17 protein-coding genes and 1 pseudogene are annotated in these 17,468 nt (G+C 70.1%); 6 read left to right on the forward strand and 12 right to left on the reverse strand.

Annotation, left to right across the window (positions count from 1 at the left end; translation table 11 throughout):
* Nucleotides 1-18: 18 nt before the first annotated feature.
* From ABZ490_RS21450 to ABZ490_RS21460, 3 genes are read right to left on the reverse strand one after another with little or no spacing between them, the layout of a single operon-like run.
* The gene (locus ABZ490_RS21450) at nt 19-1,404 is read right to left on the reverse strand and encodes an acyltransferase (protein ID WP_358992279.1); all 1,386 of its coding nucleotides are present in this window, start codon (nt 1,402-1,404) and stop codon (nt 19-21) included.
* Nucleotides 1,401-3,788: a glycosyltransferase gene (locus ABZ490_RS21455; RefSeq protein WP_358992281.1), complete on the reverse strand. Its 2,388-nt coding sequence runs from the start codon at nt 3,786-3,788 to the stop codon at nt 1,401-1,403. Before ABZ490_RS21455 ends, ABZ490_RS21450 begins: the two co-directional genes overlap by 4 nt.
* Before the next feature lie 19 nt (nt 3,789-3,807).
* The gene (locus ABZ490_RS21460) at nt 3,808-4,200 is read right to left on the reverse strand and encodes a hypothetical protein (RefSeq protein ID WP_358992283.1); all 393 of its coding nucleotides are present in this window, start codon (nt 4,198-4,200) and stop codon (nt 3,808-3,810) included.
* Between the two features lie 307 nt (nt 4,201-4,507).
* Here ABZ490_RS21460 and ABZ490_RS21465 point away from each other — a divergent pair, with 307 nt between their 5' ends.
* Nucleotides 4,508-5,545, forward strand: coding sequence for a chitinase (locus ABZ490_RS21465; RefSeq protein ID WP_358992285.1), 1,038 nt, complete (start codon nt 4,508-4,510; stop codon nt 5,543-5,545).
* A gap of 88 nt (nt 5,546-5,633) precedes the next feature.
* Here ABZ490_RS21465 and ABZ490_RS21470 read toward each other — a convergent pair whose 3' ends face one another.
* From ABZ490_RS21470 to ABZ490_RS21490, 5 genes are all read right to left on the reverse strand, one after another.
* A complete protein-coding gene (locus ABZ490_RS21470; RefSeq protein ID WP_358992287.1) occupies nt 5,634-6,293 on the reverse strand; it encodes a hypothetical protein in 660 nt (219 codons plus the stop codon).
* A gap of 19 nt (nt 6,294-6,312) precedes the next feature.
* The gene (gene mqnC, locus ABZ490_RS21475; protein ID WP_358992289.1) at nt 6,313-7,512 is read right to left on the reverse strand and encodes a cyclic dehypoxanthinyl futalosine synthase; all 1,200 of its coding nucleotides are present in this window, start codon (nt 7,510-7,512) and stop codon (nt 6,313-6,315) included.
* Between the two features lie 73 nt (nt 7,513-7,585).
* Nucleotides 7,586-8,341, reverse strand: coding sequence for an A24 family peptidase (locus ABZ490_RS21480; protein ID WP_358992291.1), 756 nt, complete (start codon nt 8,339-8,341; stop codon nt 7,586-7,588).
* A 10-nt stretch (nt 8,342-8,351) separates the two neighbouring features.
* Nucleotides 8,352-10,073 carry a serine/threonine-protein kinase gene (locus tag ABZ490_RS21485; protein WP_358992293.1) on the reverse strand — a complete coding sequence of 574 codons (1,722 nt, stop codon included), beginning with the start codon at nt 10,071-10,073 and terminating at the stop codon, nt 8,352-8,354.
* A 171-nt stretch (nt 10,074-10,244) separates the two neighbouring features.
* The gene (locus tag ABZ490_RS21490) at nt 10,245-11,093 is read right to left on the reverse strand and encodes a menaquinone biosynthesis protein (protein WP_358992295.1); all 849 of its coding nucleotides are present in this window, start codon (nt 11,091-11,093) and stop codon (nt 10,245-10,247) included.
* A 285-nt stretch (nt 11,094-11,378) separates the two neighbouring features.
* Between ABZ490_RS21490 and ABZ490_RS21495 the strand changes: the two genes are divergently transcribed.
* The 3 genes from ABZ490_RS21495 to ABZ490_RS21505 all read left to right on the forward strand — a co-directional run bounded on the left by ABZ490_RS21495 (nt 11,379) and on the right by ABZ490_RS21505 (nt 12,854).
* Nucleotides 11,379-11,582, forward strand: coding sequence for a cold-shock protein (locus tag ABZ490_RS21495; RefSeq protein WP_003974443.1), 204 nt, complete (start codon nt 11,379-11,381; stop codon nt 11,580-11,582).
* A 168-nt stretch (nt 11,583-11,750) separates the two neighbouring features.
* Nucleotides 11,751-11,936, forward strand: a complete 186-nt coding sequence (locus ABZ490_RS21500; RefSeq protein WP_358992297.1) for a hypothetical protein — start codon at nt 11,751-11,753, stop codon at nt 11,934-11,936.
* Nucleotides 11,937-12,167: 231 nt separating this feature from the next.
* Entirely contained in the window at nt 12,168-12,854 is a 687-nt protein-coding gene (locus tag ABZ490_RS21505) for a methyltransferase domain-containing protein (protein WP_358992299.1), read from the forward strand.
* A gap of 29 nt (nt 12,855-12,883) precedes the next feature.
* Here ABZ490_RS21505 and chvE read toward each other — a convergent pair whose 3' ends face one another.
* From chvE to ABZ490_RS21520, 3 genes are all read right to left on the reverse strand, one after another.
* Complete coding sequence (chvE, locus tag ABZ490_RS21510) at nt 12,884-13,978, reverse strand: multiple monosaccharide ABC transporter substrate-binding protein (RefSeq protein ID WP_358992301.1); 1,095 nt, start codon at nt 13,976-13,978, stop codon at nt 12,884-12,886.
* A 331-nt stretch (nt 13,979-14,309) separates the two neighbouring features.
* Nucleotides 14,310-14,801 (reverse strand): peptidylprolyl isomerase, encoded by a 492-nt coding sequence (locus ABZ490_RS21515; protein ID WP_358992303.1) that lies wholly within the window; start codon nt 14,799-14,801, stop codon nt 14,310-14,312.
* A 48-nt stretch (nt 14,802-14,849) separates the two neighbouring features.
* The gene (locus ABZ490_RS21520) at nt 14,850-15,248 is read right to left on the reverse strand and encodes an ATP-binding protein (RefSeq protein ID WP_358992305.1); all 399 of its coding nucleotides are present in this window, start codon (nt 15,246-15,248) and stop codon (nt 14,850-14,852) included.
* A 175-nt stretch (nt 15,249-15,423) separates the two neighbouring features.
* Here ABZ490_RS21520 and ABZ490_RS21525 point away from each other — a divergent pair, with 175 nt between their 5' ends.
* Together ABZ490_RS21525 and ABZ490_RS21530 are read left to right on the forward strand one after the other, a co-directional pair.
* Nucleotides 15,424-16,278 carry a helix-turn-helix transcriptional regulator gene (locus ABZ490_RS21525; protein WP_358992519.1) on the forward strand — a complete coding sequence of 285 codons (855 nt, stop codon included), beginning with the start codon at nt 15,424-15,426 and terminating at the stop codon, nt 16,276-16,278.
* Nucleotides 16,275-16,523, forward strand: a complete 249-nt coding sequence (locus ABZ490_RS21530; protein WP_358992307.1) for a DUF397 domain-containing protein — start codon at nt 16,275-16,277, stop codon at nt 16,521-16,523. Before ABZ490_RS21525 ends, ABZ490_RS21530 begins: the two co-directional genes overlap by 4 nt.
* A gap of 4 nt (nt 16,524-16,527) precedes the next feature.
* Here the strand turns inward: ABZ490_RS21530 and ABZ490_RS21535 are convergent.
* Nucleotides 16,528-17,402: pseudogene (locus tag ABZ490_RS21535) on the reverse strand (sigma-70 family RNA polymerase sigma factor).
* Nucleotides 17,403-17,468: the final 66 nt, after the last annotated feature.

Genomic DNA, 17,468 nt, shown 5'->3' on the forward strand with positions numbered 1-17,468 from the left:
GCGGGCCGCAGGACACCCTCAGGGCAGCAGCCTCGGCTTCTTCTTCGCCGCCACGTCCTCCACCCACCCGGCCAGCAGGACGAAGAGGGCGATCAGCACCCAGCCGATGCCGAACATGAACCACTGGCTCTCCAGCGGCAGGTACTTCTCGAACGCCGGGACGTTCCAGAACTGGTCGATCAGCGGGACGGCGAGGATCAGGGCGATCTCGTGCCAGAGGTAGATCGTGACCGCGCGCGCGTTGAAGACGGTGACGAGCCGGTTCGTACGGCGGAAGCGGGTCAGCCACGCGAAGTCGATGCCGAAGTACGACTTCGCCCACATCAGCAGCATCACACAGCCCGCCGACCAGAAGGCCTGCGCGAGGGGGTTCTCGTCCAGGTCGTAGGTGCCGAAGTCGGCCTGGTGCGCGAAGGCGTACCAGCCGCCGAACCCGACCGCGGCGAGCGAGAGCACGACCACGAGGGCCGGCTTCAGCCTCTGGAGCACGCCGTCGCGGTGCGCGAAGCCGAGCATCCAGCAGAAGAGGTACGTCGACAGGTCCCACAGGGCGCTGCCGAAGCGGTTGTCCGGGCCCGCCCAGACGAAGCTCAGGACCAGGATCGGCGCGAGCGAGAGCGCGAGGACCGGGAGGGGCGCCAGACGGAAGGCCCGTAGCAGCAGCGGGGACAGCAGGACGAACCAGAGGTAGGTGCGCAGGTACCAGAGGATCTCCCAGGCCTGCTCGCCCCAGGCGTTGCCCGGCGGGTCGCCCAGCGGGACGATCCAGTAGACGATCTCCCAGTTCGGCATCCAGTCGTGGACCAGCATCGCCAGGACGACGAAGACGCCCCAGAACCAGAAGGGGGGCAGCAGCCGGCGGAGCCGGCTCTTGATCACCTTCGGGGCCGGGCGCTCCAGCGACTTGGCCATGAGGGTGCCGGCCAGGCCGAACATGATCCCCATCGAGGGGAAGACCATGCCGGCCCAGGCCCAGCCGAAGGTGTGATAGGTGACGACCCTGATCAGGGCCAGGGCTCTGAGGGTGTCGAAGTAGCGGTCTCGCTGCGGTGCCGCGGGCCTGGTCTCCGCGGCGTCCGGTGCGTCGGCCCCCGGCACTGCCGACTCCGACTCCGGCTCGGGCTCGGGCGCTGGCCGCGGCTCCGGCTCCACCACCGGGAGAGGAGCCGTGGCCTCCGCCGCAGCCGGCACGTACTCGGCGTACTGCGGCTGGGGCTGCGGCTGCCCGTACTCCTCATAGGCGTACGGGTACTGCGGCGGCGGCTGTTGTTGCTGCTGCCCGTGCTCGTAGCCGTAACCGTAGCCCTGGCCGTACGGCTGCTGCCCGTACGGCTGCTGCCCGTACCGCTGCTGGTCGTACCGCTGCTGGTCGTACCCGTACGCCTGCTGCTGTTCCCAGCTCATCCGCTCACCCCCGCCGGGGTGCCGACCTCGCCGGTCCGCTTCAGCTTCTGCCAGCGCAGGCGGCCGCCGGTGAGGGCGGTGATGCTGGAGTGGATGAGGACGAGGTACATCATCTGGCGGTAGGCCAGCTGCTGGAGCGGCATCATCAGCAGGTAGCGGTACTTCTCCCGGTCGAGACGGAAGGCGTACGCCGCGCAGCCGAGCTGGATGCCGAGGACCGCGAACCAGGCCAACAGGGCCGCCTGGAAGTCGACGAAGATCATCGAGTAGACGGTGAACACGTCGATCAGCGGGGCGAACACCGGCGTGACGATCTGGAAGAGGACGACCAGCGGCATGCCGACGCGGCCGAAGCGGCCCGAGGGACCCTTGTCGGTCAGCGACTTGCGGTGCTTCCACAGCGCCTGCATGGTGCCGTAGGACCAGCGGTAGCGCTGCGACCAGAGCTGCTTGAGCGAGCCGGGCGCCTCGGTCCAGGCCTTGGCGTGCTCCTGGTAGACGACCTGCCAGCCCGCGCGGTGCATGGCGATGGTGATGTCGGTGTCCTCGGCGAGGGTGTCCTCGCTCATGCCGCCGACCTCCAGCACGGCGTCACGGCGGAACGCGCCGATCGCGCCGGGGATGGTCGGCATGCAGCGCAGCAGGTCGTACATCCGGCGGTCGAGGTTGAAGCCCATCACGTACTCGATGTGCTGCCAGGCGCCGATGACGGTGTTGCGGTTGCCGACCTTGGCGTTGCCGGCGACCGCGCCGACCTTCGGGTCCGCGAACGGCTGCACCAGCTGGTGCACGGCGTCCGGCTCGAAGACCGTGTCGCCGTCCATCATGATGACGATGTCGTAACTGGCGTTGCGGACACCGTTGTTGAGGGCGGCGGGCTTGCCCGCGTTCTCCTGCCGGACGACCCGGACGTTCCGCATGCCGAGCGAGGCGGCCGCGTCCCGCGCGATCTCGGACGTCCCGTCCGTGGAGCCGTCGTCGACCACGATGATCTCGATCGGATGGGTGCTCTGCGCCAGCGACTGGAGGGTGTTGGCGATGCACTCCTTCTCGTTGTACGCCGGGACGATCACGCTGACCGGCCGCGTGATCGTCGGCCCCCAGCTGAACCGGCGCTTGTTGCGCAGCCGGTAGTGGCGGCGGGCCAGGATGAGCATCATCCCGAACCGGCCCATGACGGCCACGCCCACCACCATCAGCCCCACCGACAGCGCCGGGACCGTCCACTCGGCGAGCGCGACCGCCCCGATGAGGGCCTTGCCCTCGTAGAGGGTGAGCCCGGTGGCCTCGCGATGGGCGGCCTGGAGGGGATTGCGGACCTCCGCCGCACCGCTACCGGTACCCGTACCGTTTCCGGTGCCGTTGCCGGTACCCGTGCCGGTGCCGGTGCCGTAGCCGTTGCCCTCGCCGTTCGGCGCGCCAGCGGGCTGCTCGCCGCCCGCGCTCTGCTGACCGCCCGGCTGCTGGCCTGCCTGCTGCCCGCTCGTGCCGGTACCGCCGTTCTGGTCCTCCAGCACACCGCTGATGGTGGTGAAGGTGTAGCCCTTCGCCTTCATCTTCTTGATGTACGTCGGCAGCGCCTTGATGGTCTGCGACCGCTCGCCGCCCGCGTCGTGGAAGAGGACCGAGGCGCCCTCGTCGTCGTCCGGTGTGGCCCACTTGATGATCTTCGAGACGCCCGGCTTCTTCCAGTCGTCGCTGTCGGTGTCGACGAAGACGCTGGTGTAGCCGTCCGCGCCGAGCTCCTTGTAGACGGGCCAGCTGTAGTTGTCGATGGCGTCCGTCTCGGAGGAGTACGGGGCGCGGAAGAGCGTGGTGGTGATGCCGGCCGCGCCCGCGAGCGCGAGCTGGGTCTGCTGCATCTCCCGGTTGACGCGGGCGTCGCTCTGGTAGGAGAGGTCGACGTGGGTGAAGGTGTGGATGCCCACCTCGTTGCCCTGCTCGACCATCGTCTTCACGATGCTCGGGTAGCGGGAGACCATCGAGCCCACGACGAAGAACGTGCCGGGGACGTCGTACTCCTGGAGGATCTCCAGGACCTTCGGCGTCCAGGTCGGGTTGGGGCCGTCGTCGAAGGTGAGCGCGATCGTCTTGTCCGGGACGGACACCGTCGTCGCCCGGCCGCCCCGGAAGGTGAGGATCGGGCCGCCGTCGAGGACCTTGTCCGGGACCTTGCTGGCGCTGGCGCCGGTGCGCACCCGCTGGTCGCCGCCGACCTCGGCGCGCAGATAGCCGTCGAGCAGCATCACGCTGGTCAGTGCGAGCAGGAGCAGCAGGGCGAGGATGACGCGCGGTTTCTGGAGCGCCGAGGCCTTGCCCGCCGCCCGTTTCATGCGGGTGGGGGCGCGGCGGCGCCCGCGGGAGGGTGTCGTCGTCGTGGTCATGGCAGTGGTGGCGGTCCCGTCAGTTGGCGGAGGCGGAGGCGGACGGGGAGGCGGTGCCGGTGGGCAGCGAGGAGCGGCCGGTGCCGCCCGGACCGCCCACCTCGTAGCCCACGCCCCCGTTGGGGCGGATGCCGCCGGAGGGGCCCTGCCGGTTCTGGCCGTTGCCGCCGAACGGCAGCAGCGAGGACGGGGTCAGGGAGGTGCCCCAGCCCATGAAGGCCGCGCCGAGGACGGTCGCGTAGGCGAGGCAGCCGACACCCAGGAGGATGCCGACGCGTCGCAGCAGCTTGGACCTGCGTCCGGAGTTGTCCACGAACACGGGGCCGTCGGCGGCGTTGCCACCGCGTTTGCGACGGCGACCGCGAACGGCGTCATGACTATCGACGGCAGGCTCGGAAGACTCGGAATGCATTCCCCGGATATTAGGGAGTCTTTATGTGCCGGGAACCCGGAAATGCATGTGAGAGACCCATGAGAAACCCCTTAACCTGTCTCTTTCCTGAGAGTCTCACAGAAATCCTGCGCGAGGGGCCGTCCATGGGGGAGGGTTGAATGCCCCTCTTCCAGGGGTGATTGTCCGTTTTTGCCGTGCCGTGTCCGTGAGGCCCCTGTACGTTCACTGTCTTAAATTTGTGCGGCCTCATGTGAGACATTTTCCTTTGGAATACGTACTCCTATTTTCCCCTGAGACGCAAATCACGAGAGCGGGTGCATGTCACATGAGGAGTTTCCTGAAGCCGATGGCGGGGCTCGGTTGCCTGTTTGCCCTGGCCACGGCGGGGTGCTCCGCAGGGTCCGACGGCACGTCGGACGCGGCACCCGAGCCGCCCGATCGCAGCTCGTCGTCCCCGTCCGCGAGCGCCTCGGAGGAGGCTTCGTCCGGTACGTCCTACGCGCCGTACGTCAGTGCGTCGGACGCCTCCGACAACGACTCCGCGGGCTCGCCGGGGACGTACAACCTGGCCTTCGTCATCTCCGACGGCAGCAGCTGTACGGCGAAGTGGAACGGTACGGAGGCCATCGACGACTCGGCGGTCAGCTCCCGTGTCTCGGCGCTGACCGATTCCGGCGCCACGGTCCGTGTCTCCTTCGGCGGGGCCTCGGGCGAGGAGCTGGCGTCGACCTGTGACAGCGCGTCGGCGCTGGCCGCGGCGTACGGCGAGGCCCTCGACGCGGCCGGCTCCTCCCAGGCGGACTTCGACATCGAGGGCGACGAGCTGACCGACTCCGCCTCGGTCGCGCTGCGTTCGAAGGCGATCGCGCTGCTCCAGGCGGACCGGTCCGACCTGGAGGTCTCCTTCACCCTCCCGGTGATGCCGTCCGGTCTGGACGACGACGGGATCGCGCTGCTGGAGTCCGCGAACAAGTACGACGTACAGGTCTCCACGGTCAATCTGATGACGATGAACTACGGCGAGTCGTACACCGGGGACATGGGCGCGTACGCGATCACCTCGGCGAAGGCGGCGCAGGAGCAGCTGCGGGACGTCTTCGGGACGTCGGACGAGACCGCGTGGAAGGGGATGGCGCTCACGTCGATGATCGGCACGAACGACGTGGACAACGAGACGTTCACGCTGTCCGACGCGGCCCAGGTGCGGGAGTTCGCGGAGGAGAAGGGGATCGCGTGGGTGTCGATGTGGGCGACGTTCCGGGACCAGCAGTGCGAGGACGGGACGGACACGGATGACGCGCTGACCAATTGCAGTGGGGTGTCGCAGAGTTCGGGGGCGTTCGCGGAGGCGTTCTCGGGGTAGCGATCGGGGGGTTCTGTCGTACGCCGGGTGCGGGTGCGTGGTGGCTGGTCGCGCAGTTCCCCGCGCCCCCACACAAGAAAAAAACCTCCTACCTCGACCGGTACAGCAGCCTCCCCTCGATCACCGTCGCCACGCAGCTGGACGCGCCCTTCGCCGTCAGGGCCGCCTCGTCCTCCGCGTCGAAGACCGCCAGATCGGCGCGGGCGCCCACTTCCAGGGGGCCGTGGACCGTGCCCGCCAGGTCGTAGCCCTCGGCGAAGGGGTCGAGGTCGGGGTGGTCGCCCAGGAGCAGGCCGGGGGCGCCGGTGACCGGGACGACCCGCAGACCGGAGCGGGCCACCGCCTGGGCCACCAGGGGGTCGGTGAAGCGGGCGCCCGGGGCGGCCAGGGCCGTCGTGCCGTGGCCCAGCATCCGCTGGAGGCCGCGGCGGACGCTGCCCGACCAGCGGGTCTCGGTCAGCTCCAGGGCGTCCAGCCGCTCGCCCCACAGCGGGAGTTCGCCGAGTACGTCGTACTCGCGCGGGTCGGGGTGGTAGCAGCGGCGCAGCAGCCACGGGGCGTGCCACTGGCGCAGTCCGGGGGTGAGGACGCCGGGCCAGCGGCGGACACGGGCGCCGGGGGCCGCGGCGACGACCTCGTCGTACGGCCCGAGGGCCGCGATCCGGGCGCCGTCGACGGCGACGGCGCCGTCCGGGACGGGTGCCGCGCCGACCGGCAGGAGCAGGGGCGCGGCGTGGATCGTCAGCATGCGGGCTCGGGTGCGGCGGCTAGTTGGAAGCGAGCAGCTTCAACTCGGGGTGGGCCGTGCCGCCTTCGATGGCCGTCGAGGAGATGTGGGACATCACGCGCTCGTCGACCGGGTCGTTCGCCGGGTCGTCGTGGACGACGAGGTGCTCGTAGGTGGTCGCGCGCTGGGCGGGGACCCGGCCGGCCTTGCGGATCAGGTCGATGATCTCCAGCCGGTTGGAGCGGTGCTTGGCGCCCGCCGAGGAGACGACGTTCTCCTCCAGCATGATCGAGCCGAGGTCGTCGGCGCCGTAGTGCAGGGAGAGCTGGCCGACCTCCTTGCCGGTGGTGAGCCAGGAGCCCTGGATGTGCTGGATGTTGTCCATGAAGAGGCGGGCGATGGCGATCATCCGCAAATACTCGAAGAGCGTCGCCTGGGTGCGGCCCTTCAGGTGGTTGTTCTCGGGCTGGTAGGTGTACGGGATGAAGGCGCGGAAGCCGCCCGTCCGGTCCTGTACGTCACGGATCATCCGCAGGTGCTCGATGCGCTCGGCGTTGGTCTCGCCGGTGCCCATCAGCATCGTCGACGTGGACTCGACGCCCAGCTTGTGCGCCGTCTCCATGATCTCCAGCCAGCGCTCGCCGGACTCCTTCAGGGGCGCGATGGCCTTGCGGGGGCGCTCGGGGAGCAGCTCCGCGCCCGCACCGGCGAAGGAGTCGAGACCGGCCGCGTGGATGCGGGTGATGGCCTCCTCGACGCTCACCTTGGAGATCCGGGCCATGTGCTCGACCTCGGAGGCGCCCAGCGAGTGGATCACCAGCTGGGGGTAGGCCTCCTTGATGGCGGAGAAGTGCTTCTCGTAGTACTCGACGCCGTAGTCGGGGTGGTGGCCGCCCTGGAACATGATCTGGGTGCCGCCGAGTTCGACGGTCTCGGCGCAGCGGCGCAGGATGTCGTCGAGGTCGCGGGTCCAGCCCTTGGCCTGGTCCTTGGGGGCCGCGTAGAAGGCGCAGAACTTGCACGCCGTGACGCACACGTTGGTGTAGTTGATGTTCCGCTCGATGATGTACGTCGCGATGTGCTCGGTTCCGGCGTACTTGCGGCGGCGTACGGCGTCGGCGGCGGCGCCCAGGGCGTGCAGGGGCGCGTCGCGGTAGAGGACGAGCGCCTCCTCCGGGGTGATCCGCCCGCCCTCGGCGGCACGGTCGAGCACAGACTGGAGGTCGGCCTTCTCGGTCACCGGAAGCGTCCCTTTCGTCAAGGGGTGAGGACGGACCGAACCAGCCTACGCCAGCGTTTTCCCACAGCTCTCCTCAGGCCGCGTACGCGCCGATCAGCACCCCCGCGAAGGCTCCCGTGAGCATGAAGGGCCCGAAGGGGACGGTGGTACGGCGGGTGGCGCGGCCGGCGACGGCGAGCGCGAGGCCGTAGAGGGCGCCGAGGACGAAGGCGGCGAGGGTGCCGAGCATGAGGGTCGGCCAGCCGTACCAGCCGAGGACGGCACCGGTCGCGAGGGCCAGTTTCACATCGCCGAAGGCCAGGCCGGCCGGGTTGATCAGGTGCAGCAGCAGATGGCCGGCGGCGAGGGCGAGGGAGCCGAGGAGGGCCGTCGTCCAGCGTCCGGCGTGTTCGGGGAGCAGGGCGGTCACTCCGAGGAGGGCCAGGGCGGCGGCCGCGAGGGGGAGGGTGAGGGGGTCGGGGAGGCGCTGGACCCGTACGTCGACGACCGCCAGGAGCACCCCGGCCGGGGCCAGCAGCAGCCAGACGGCGAGTTCGGGGCGGGTGCCGGTGGCCGCGGCGAGGGCCGCGCAGAGCACGGCGGTGACCGTGGGCAGGAGGAGCGCGCCGGGGGCGTACGACGTCCCGGGGGGCGTGCACCCTCCGCAGCCGCCGCGCCCGAGCCACCCGCGCACGGGGTGTCCCGCGGGGCAGGTGTCGTACCACCCCTGATCGGCCTGCTCGACCGGTACCGAGAGGCGGTACGCCGGGCGCGGCAGGAACGCTCCCGCCAGCGCGCCCCACAGGGCGGCGACGGCGACCAGGGTGAGGGTGTCGGGAGGCGTGTTCATCGGCGGCCCCCTACTCCACCTTGGACAGCCGGGCCGTCGGATTGCCCTCCGCGCTGCTGTCCGAGGTGTAGGTGAGGTCGTCGCCGGTCGGGGTGAAGCGGATCGTGTGGGGCTCGGGGTTGCAGCCGGAGTGGTTGGACTTCGCGCCCACCGAGTCGGCGACGACCTCCTTCGCCGTCACCTTCTTCAGCGTCAGCTCGTCCACGCAGACTCCGCCGAGGACGTCGGTCTGCCGCAGCTCGCCCAGCTTCGCGCCCACCGCGGCCTGGCGCAGGGTCACCCGGAAGGTGCCCATGGGGAGGGTGCCGCCGAGTCCGGTGCCCTCGCCCTCCCAGGTGCCGGCGTACCCGGCCGGCAGCGCGCCGGACGCCTCGCCGTCCGCCGCGCTCGACGCGGCCGTGGGCGCGGGCGCGGGGCTCGACGCGTCCGTGGGTGCCGCGCTCGTCGCGGCCGTGGGCGCCGACGAGTACGCGCCGCTGCCCGCGTCGGCGTTCGTGTCGTCGCCGCCGCCCGGCAGCAGGTCGAACACGACCACCGAGCCGACCGTCACCGCCGCCAGCGCGCCCGCGACCGCCAGGGCGACGGTGCAGCTCAGCCGCCGTCCGCGCCCGCCCTCCCCCGGCGCCGCCGCGGCCGACACGGTGACGGACATCTTCCCCGGCCGCCCACCCTCGGTCTCCCTCGCCACCGGCGCGTCCACCGGTGTCACCGGAACCGCGTCCATCACCGGCGGCGGCCCGAACTCCCCCGCGGTCACCGGCCGCTGGGCCGCCACGGCCACCCGGCTGAACCCGACCGGCCCGGACGCCGGCTCCTGCGCGTCCGTCTCCTCCGCGGCCTCCAGGTTCAGCAGCTGTACGGCGCTCCGCCCGACCTGTTCCACCAGCGCGCCCGGCAGCCACCCGCCGGCGATCAGCCGCGCCGCGCCCTCCGGGGCGAGCCGCCGGGCCAGTTCGCCGGGGGCGGGCCGGTCCGCGGGGTCCTTGGCGAGGCACTCCTCGACGACCTCCCGCAGCAGCCCGGGCGCCAGCTCCCCGAGCGCCGGTTCCTCGTGGACGACCTTGTAGAGCAGGGCGGCCGAGGAGTCGCCGGGGAAGGGCGGTGCACCGGTCGCGGCGTACGCCAGCACCGCGCCGAAGGAGAAGACGTCGGCCGCGCCGGACACGCCCCGGCCGAGGATCTGCTCGGGGGACATGTAGCCGGGCGAGCCGACGGAGACGCCGGTCGAGGTGAGCGAGGCCGTGCCGTCGGTCGCGCGGGCGATGCCGAAGTCGATGAGCAGCGGTCCGTCCACGGTGAGCAGCAGGTTGGACGGCTTGACGTCCCGGTGCACCAGCCCCAGCTCGTGCACCGCCGCCAGCGCCTCGGCCAGCCCCGCGCCGAGCGCCCGTACGGTGTGCTCGGGCAGCGGGCCGTGGGCGGCGACGGCCGCGGCGAGCGAGGGGCCGGCCGCGTAGGCCGTCGCGACCCAGGGCACGGCCGCCTCCGGGTCGGCGTCCAGCACCGGAGCGGTCCAGGCGCCGCCGACCCGGCGGGCGGCCTCGACCTCGCGCCGGAAGCGGGTGCGGAACTCGTCGTCGAGGGCGAGGTGCGGATGCACGATCTTCACTGCGACCGTGCGGCCCCCGGCGCTGCGGCCGAGGTAGACCCGGCCCATCCCGCCGGAACCGAGCCGGCCGACCAGTCGGAAGGGCCCGACGGCTCTGGGTTCGTCGGCTCCGAGCGGCTGCATGACCGTCCCCCCGTCTGCGCATGCGGTCGTACGAGCGCTTCATCGTCGTGCCCTGACGACACCGGGCGCAATGCCGGCAGTGCCTCTGTTGCCGATCCCGCCGCCGGTCCCGCCGCCGATCCCGGCTGCCGGTCCCCGTCCGGCCGGCCTCAGACCCGCCTCAGACCCGCCTCAGACCGGCAGCAGCTCCACCCGTACGTCCGCCGGGAAGCCGGTGGTCGGCCCCACGCGGCGGGCGAACTCGGCGACCGCGTTCAGCTGGGGGGTGCCGAAGCGGAAGTCGAGGGTGGTGAAGTAGCGCTCCAGGACCCGCTCGTCGAAGGCCTCCCAGCGGGCCGCCTGCTCGGCGACCTTGGAGACCTCCTCCAGGGAGAGGTTGCGGGAGGCGAGGAAGGCCTGGTGGACCTCGCGGGTGATCACCGGCTGCCGTTCCAGGTAGTCCTTGCGGGCCGCCCAGACGGCGAAGACGAACGGCAGTCCGGTCCACTCCTTCCAGAGCGTGCCGAGATCGTGCACCTGGAGGCCGTAGCGCGGCGCGTCGAGCAGGTTGGCCCGCAGCGCCGCGTCGCCGATCAGGACGGCCGCCTCCGCCTCCTGCATCATCAGGCTGAGGTCGGGCGGGCAGGTGTAGTAGTCCGGCCGTACGCCGAAACGGTCCGCCAGCAGCAGCTGGGCCAGGCGCACGGAGGTGCGGGAGGTGGAGCCGAGGGCGACCCGCGCCCCGTCCAGCTCGTCCAGCGGGACCTTCGAGACGATCACGCAGGACATGACCGGGCCGTCGCAGCCGACCGCGATGTCGGGGAAGGCGACCAGGTCGTCGGCGTTCCTGAGGAACTCGACGAGCGTGATGGGCCCGATGTCGAGGGCGCCCCGCACCAGCTGCTCGCTGAGCTTCTCCGGGGTGTCCTTGGTGAGCTCGAAGTCGAGGAGCGTGCCCGTTCGCGCGAGCCCCCAGTACAGGGGCAGGCAGTTCAGGAACTGGATGTGGCCTACGCGCGGCCGGGTGCGAGAATTGTCCACATCGCGAGACTAGCCCCGGTGGAGTACCCTTCGAACTCCGACCCCCCGGGTCAACCCCTTCACCGGATGTTCAAACATCCGGGTGACGTGATCTTGACCCCTATTGCTTTCGGCTGCCTGCATGCTAGGCTCGCCGCAAGTTGCAGTTTGGTTTCCCTTGCAGTACAGAGCCTGCGGAGCATGTAACCGCGGGCTCTTGACATTTTCAGACGTATGCATTGTGCGGCACTGCTTTCACCTTGCAGGTTCTGGAGCAGGGCAACCCTTTGGGCCCAAGGAGGGCTTATGGCTACCGGAACCGTGAAGTGGTTCAACGCCGAAAAGGGCTTTGGCTTCATCGCCCAGGAAGGCGGCGGCCCCGACGTCTTCGTCCACTACTCCGCGATCAACGCGCAGGGTTTCCGTTCCCTCGAGGAGAACCAGCAGGTCTCCTTCGACGTGACGCAGGGCCCGAAGGGTCCGCAGGCGGAGAACGTCACCCCCGTGTGACGATCCTCCCCCCTGTGATCGCAATCTGAAAGCAGTACCCAAGGAGCCCCGCGCCAGCCGGCACGGGGCTCCTGCCTTTCCCCGGTGAATATCCGGTGAATTCCCGGAGGGAGCCCGCTCGGGAGGCACGGCATTCGGCCGTTCGTCCTCGGCAGCTCACTCGTCCGGGTGGCGAGCGGGGTGATCGGCTCCGCCTTCGACGCGCTCTCCGTGGCCGGCGGACCGCCCGTCCGGGTGCCGGTGCCGATGTCCCTGGTGGTGCGTACGCGGGCTCCGCCCACCCGTACGGCCGCATTCGGCCTCGCGGTCGCGCCGACCTGCTCCTGGCCGCCCGGCCGGCCACGGGCGCGCTGACGGCCACGGGCGCGCTGACGGAGGGCGGCGGCTTCGCCGGGTGGGTACGCCCGGCCGGGGCGCCGGTGGGAGGCCGTGCTCGCCCGGCGCCGGGCGCCCTTCCCGGTGGTGGTCCTCGGGGCGGCCGTCACGGCGGGGATGCTGCGCCGGATGGCTGCGGGCGGCAGGGGTGGCCTGAAAGCACCCTCGGGCAGCCGTCGCTGTCAGTGGCGTTGGCTAGGGTCCCCGGCCATGACCGACGCCATCGACACCACAGCCACCCCGGACACCCCCGCCGCCCCCGACTTCGTCACCGCCACCCGCACCTTCTACGACACCATCGCCGAGGACTACGCCGAGCGCTACAGCGACGAGCTGGTGTCGAGGCCGCTGGAGCGGGCCGTACTCACGGCGTACGCCGAGCTCGTCGGCACCGGCGGCCGGGTGGCGGACCTGGGCTGCGGGCCCGGCCGGACGACGGGGTTCCTCGCGCGCCGGGGCCTCGACATCTTCGGACTCGACCTGTCGGAGTCGATGCTGGCGATCGCCCGGCGCGAGAACCCGGGGATCCGCTTCGAGCAGGGCTCGATGCTGAAGCTGGACCTGCCCGACGGGCAGCTGGCCGGAGTGGTGTCCTTCTACTCCTCCATCCACACCCCGTGGGACGAACTGCCCGCCCTCTTCACCGAGTTCCACCGTGTACTCGCCCCCGGAAGCCCCCTCCTCCTCGGCTTCCAGGTCGGCGACGAGCCCCGGCACTACGATCAGCCCTGGGGCCACCCGGTGGCCCTGACCTTCCTGCGCCGGCGCCCGGAGGCGATGACCGAGCTGCTGACGGCCGCCGGCTTCGTCCCGCTGTCGTGCACGGTCCGGCAGCCGGAGCCCGATCTCGGCGAGAAGACCCCGCACGCCTTCCTGATCCTGCGCAAGGCCGCCTGAGCGACGGCCGCTCGACGGCTACTCGACGGCTACTTGAGCTCGGCGGCGGTGTAGAAGCCGCCCGCGACCAGGACGTACTCGTAGTTGGACTTGTCCACGCTGGTGGGCTGGAGCAGATAGGCGGGCACGGCCTTCACGCCGTTGTTGTAGTCCCTTCTGTTGTTCAGCCGGGGCGTCCTGCCGCTGAGGATCGAGTCGACCATGTCGGAGGCCATCTCGCCGAGCTGCCGCACGTCCTTGTAGACGGTCTGCGACTGCTCGCCCTTGATGATCGACTTCACCGAGGCGAGCTCGGCGTCCTGTCCGGTGATGACGGGGTACGGCTTGCTGCCGGTGCCGTAGCCGTACGACTTCAGCGCCGCCAGAACGCCGATGGAGATGCCGTCGTACGGCGACAGGACCGCGTCGACCCGCTCCCCGACGTAGTACTGGGAGAGGATGCTGTTCATCCGCTTCCGCGCGGTGGGACCGTCCCAGCGCAGGGTGGTGACCTTCTCCATTGTGGTCTGGCCGGACCGGACGACCAGCTTCTTGCTGTCCAGGTACGGCTGGAGCAGCGCCATCGCCCCCTGGAAGAAGTACTTGGTGTTGTTGTCGTCCGGCGAACCGGCGAACAGCTCGATGGTGAACGGCCCCTTGCCGTCCTCCAGGCCGAGCTGCTCGATGATGTAGCGGGCCTCGAGCCGGCCGACCTGCTCGTTGTCGAAGGACACGTAGTAGTCGACGTCCTCGGTACCGAGGATGAGCCGGTCGTAGGAGATGACGGGGATCTTCGCGGCGGCGGCCTTCTTGAGCACGCCGTTCAGCGACTTGTTGTCGATGGCCGCGATGATCAGCGCGTCGACGCCCTTCTTGACCAGGTTCGCGATCTGCGCCACCTGGGTGTCCGGGTCGTCGTCGCCGTAGACCAGCTGGGTCTTGTACCCCTGGTGCGTCAGGTCCTCCACCATGCTCTTGCCCTCGGTGAGCCAGCGCTCGGAGGTCCGGGTCGGCATGGCAATGCCGATGGTGCCGCTCTTGGAGCCGCTCCCGGAACTGCCCCCGCCCAGCTGCCCGCAGGCGGACAGAGTTAAGGCGGAGGCCGCTCCGGCGAGGGCGGCCAGAGCGGATCGTCGGTTACGCATGCTGATCGTTCCTTGTTCTTCTCGTCGTTGAGAGGATGACGGCGCATCAGATGCAGGCGAGGGAGCGGCGGCGTGGGGAACTCACCCTTCAGATGTTCGAAATACCGTCACCTGATCGAAAAATAGTTGGCGCGACCCTAGGAGCGGGGACAGGGGGTGTCAACGGGGTGAACTCGAACGGTTACAGAAAGGTGCGACACGGGGAACGCCCGTAAACGGCTGCGGCGGGCGGGTCCCGGTGAAGGGGACCCGCCCGCCGCAGCTCACAGCAGGTGTCACAGACATCTCAGGCGTCACACGTGCCTCAGACGTCTCGGGTGTGGCGTACGTCTCAGACGGTGCCGGACGCCGCGATGGTGATCTTGGCGGAGGTGCGGCCGGAGTCGCTGCCGAGGCCCTCGATCGTCTTGACGATGTCCATGCCCTCGACGACCTCGCCGAAGACGACGTGCTTGCCGTCCAGCCAGTTGGTCACGATGGTGGTGATGAAGAACTGCGAGCCGTTGGTGTTGCGGCCCGCGTTGGCCATGCTCAGCAGACCCGGCTTGGTGTGCTTGAGCTGGAAGTTCTCGTCCGCGAACTTCTCGCCGTAGATGCTCTTGCCGCCGGTGCCGTTGCCCGCGGTGAAGTCGCCGCCCTGGAGCATGAAGGCCGGGATGACGCGGTGGAAGGACGAACCGGCGTAACCGAAGCCGTGCTGGCCGGTGGCCAGCTCACGGAAGTTGCGGGCGGTCTTGGGCACGACGTCGTCGTACAGCTTGAAGACGATGCGGCCGGCGGGCTCGTCGTTGATGGTGATGTCGAAGTAAACGTTCTCGCTCATGGGTCCCATAATTCCTCGCATCACCCGCCTACCGGTAATCGGCGTCCGTCACGTCGCCCCTCCCGGCAGGGTCAGGTCCGCCCACACGGTCTTCCCCACTGCACGCTCGGTGACGCCCCAGGCGGCGGCCAGGACGGTCACGACGATCAGCCCGCGACCGCCCTCGGCGTCCGCCTCCCCCCGCACGATCCGCAGCCCCCGGTCACCCCGCGTGTCGCTCACCTCGATCCGCAGGGTGCCCTCGGCGAGGAGCAGCAGCCGCAGCTCGAAGTCCCGGCCGGGGACACGGCCGTGCGTGACGGCGTTGGCGGCGAGTTCGGCGACGATCTGCTGGGCGGTGCGGTTGGCCTCACCGTCGTACGGATGACCCCACTCCACGAGCTGCCGCTGCGCGAGCCGCCGGGCGAGACGGGCGCCTCGCGGGGTGGAGCTGAGGCGGAGGGTCATCTCCCCTGGGGGAGAAATCGGGGTGGGGATACGGGTGGAGATTTCCGGGTTCACCCCACTGAGCCTGGCCGGTTGTCCCTACCCTGACCAGGGGAGACACGGCGACTCTCCGTAGCCGTACGACTGCGGATGGGTGGGCGTACGGCGCGTCGAGCGAGGACGGTCGGGCATGGTCATGAACGAGCGCAGGCCGGAGACCCCGGCGGAGGCCGACGGCACGACGGGGCTGCTGACGGCCCTGGGCAAGATGATGAAGCTCCTGCGGGAGCGGAGGGGGTACACGCAGAAGGACTTCGGCGAGATGGTGGGGTACGGGCCGGACGCGATCTCGGCGATGGAACGGGGCGTACGGACACTCCGCCCGGAGGTGCTGGAGAAGGCGGACGAGTTGTTGGACGCCGGGGGTTTGTTGCTCCAGGCGGTGCCTGAACTGAGGGAGGCGATGGCGAAGGTTCGGACTCGGCATCCGGAGTGGTATCGGAGTTATGCGGCGTTGGAGGCGGAGGCGGTGGAGCTGCACTTCTACGCCAACCAGGGGGTGCCTGGCCTGTTGCAGACCCCTGACTATGCGCGGGCCATGTTCTCCCGCCGACGCCCGTTGCTCGACGAGGAGACCATCGACAAGCGGGTGGCCGACCGCCTGGCACGTCAACAGGTCTTCGAGCGCTGGCCTTCGCCCATGGTCAGCTACGTCCTGGAGGAGGTCGTCCTGGATCGACCGATCGGCGGCCGGACGGTCCAGAAGGACCAGCTCAAGCGGTTGCTGCGCATCGGCGACTTGCGGAACGTGGAAATCCAGGTGATGCCGACCGCAATCGAGAACCATCCCAACATGGGCGGCGCTTTCAACTTGCTGACGCCTCAGAAGCACCCGCAGGTGGCTTACACGGAGGTACAAGGCTATCCGCGCTTGATCACCGACCTCTTGGAGGTACGGACGATCGCCGACCGCTATGGGATTATGCGGGCGATGGCGCTCCCGCCCGAGGAATCACGGGAGTTGATCGACAAGAAGCTGGAGGAGCTATGAACGGCGAGAACCTGACCTGGTTCAAGTCCAGCTACAGCGACGGCGAAGGCGGCGAATGCCTCGAGGCCGCCTACACCTGGCGCAAGTCGACGTACAGCAGCGGCGAGGGCGGCGAATGCCTGGAACTCGCCACCTGCACCCCCCACACCATCCACCTCCGCGACTCCAAGCACCCCGACGGCCCCCGCCTCACCCTCTCCTCCCCCGCCTGGGGCGAGTTCCTCGCGTTCTGCGTTCGGCGGTAGGGAGTCACACCGGGGCCGGCAGGTCCATGAGCGCGAGCCTGGCCGGGTCGACCACCGCGGTGATCGCGGTGATGCGGCCGTCGGTGACGGTGAAGGCCAGCAGCGAAAGCGGCGTCCCGTCCTCGTGCCACGAGAGGACACCGGGCAGGCCGTTGACGGTCGCCGCACGACCTCGGGCCGCGCTGCCGGCCACGCGCGCGCGGGTGGCGACCTCGGTGGCCCCGAGCGTGACGAAGGTGCCGTTCGGGGTGTGAACGGTGAACTCCACTTCCGGGTGGAGAACCCGCAGCAACTGCTCGAACCGGCCGTCGTGGGCGGCAGCCAAGAACGCCTGGACGACCTCGTGCTGCTGCCGTCCCGCGCTCGCCGTCCGCTCGGTGGCCCGTACCTTCCGGCGGGCACGGCTGGCGAGCATCTTGGCGGCGTCGGCGGATCTGCCGAGGATGGTGCCGATCTCAGCGAAGGGCACGGCAAATACGTCGTGCAGCACGAACGCCAGTCGTTCGTCGGGGCGCAGGGAGTCGAGGACGGTGAGGAGCGCGAGGCCGACGGAGTCCCCGATGGCCGCGAGGTCCTCCGGGGCGGGGGCGCCGTCGAGCGTGACGGTGACTTCGGACAGCTGGTCGTCCAGGGAGACTTCCGGGCGGGTCCGGCCCGATCGCAGGACATCCAGGCTGATACGGCCGACGACGGTAGTCAGCCAGCCGCCGAGGTTGTCGATGGTGCCGGTGTCCTGGCGGGACAGCCGCAGCCACGCCTCCTGGACCACGTCCTCGGCGTCGGCGTGTGAACCGAGCATGCGGTAGGCGAGGGCGCGGAGCGGTCGCGGTGGGACTCGAAGGCATCGACGATGGGGTCCGCGGGATGGGGGCCGGCCATGGTGTTACCTCCCTGGAAGCTGCTCCGTCGTAGGGATGACGCGCACCGGCGTCGCAACGTAACCCG

This window comes from Streptomyces sp. NPDC005811 (assembly GCF_040630405.1).
Classification (GTDB): Bacteria; Actinomycetota; Actinomycetes; order Streptomycetales; family Streptomycetaceae; genus Streptomyces.

Coding starts and splice junctions, on each gene's coding strand:
- ABZ490_RS21525 (WP_358992519.1), top strand. CDS start 15,424: ATGAACGAGCGCAGGCCGGAGACCCCGGCGGAGGCCGACGGCACGACG.
- ABZ490_RS21480 (WP_358992291.1), bottom strand. CDS start 8,341: ATGAACACGCCTCCCGACACCCTCACCCTGGTCGCCGTCGCCGCCCTG.
- ABZ490_RS21450 (WP_358992279.1), bottom strand. CDS start 1,404: ATGAGCTGGGAACAGCAGCAGGCGTACGGGTACGACCAGCAGCGGTAC.
- ABZ490_RS21495 (WP_003974443.1), top strand. CDS start 11,379: ATGGCTACCGGAACCGTGAAGTGGTTCAACGCCGAAAAGGGCTTTGGC.
- ABZ490_RS21520 (WP_358992305.1), bottom strand. CDS start 15,248: ATGACCCTCCGCCTCAGCTCCACCCCGCGAGGCGCCCGTCTCGCCCGG.
- ABZ490_RS21470 (WP_358992287.1), bottom strand. CDS start 6,293: ATGCTGACGATCCACGCCGCGCCCCTGCTCCTGCCGGTCGGCGCGGCA.
- ABZ490_RS21465 (WP_358992285.1), top strand. CDS start 4,508: ATGAGGAGTTTCCTGAAGCCGATGGCGGGGCTCGGTTGCCTGTTTGCC.
- ABZ490_RS21485 (WP_358992293.1), bottom strand. CDS start 10,073: ATGCAGCCGCTCGGAGCCGACGAACCCAGAGCCGTCGGGCCCTTCCGA.
- ABZ490_RS21515 (WP_358992303.1), bottom strand. CDS start 14,801: ATGAGCGAGAACGTTTACTTCGACATCACCATCAACGACGAGCCCGCC.
- ABZ490_RS21455 (WP_358992281.1), bottom strand. CDS start 3,788: ATGACCACGACGACGACACCCTCCCGCGGGCGCCGCCGCGCCCCCACC.
- ABZ490_RS21460 (WP_358992283.1), bottom strand. CDS start 4,200: ATGCATTCCGAGTCTTCCGAGCCTGCCGTCGATAGTCATGACGCCGTT.
- chvE (WP_358992301.1), bottom strand. CDS start 13,978: ATGCGTAACCGACGATCCGCTCTGGCCGCCCTCGCCGGAGCGGCCTCC.
- ABZ490_RS21505 (WP_358992299.1), top strand. CDS start 12,168: ATGACCGACGCCATCGACACCACAGCCACCCCGGACACCCCCGCCGCC.
- ABZ490_RS21530 (WP_358992307.1), top strand. CDS start 16,275: ATGAACGGCGAGAACCTGACCTGGTTCAAGTCCAGCTACAGCGACGGC.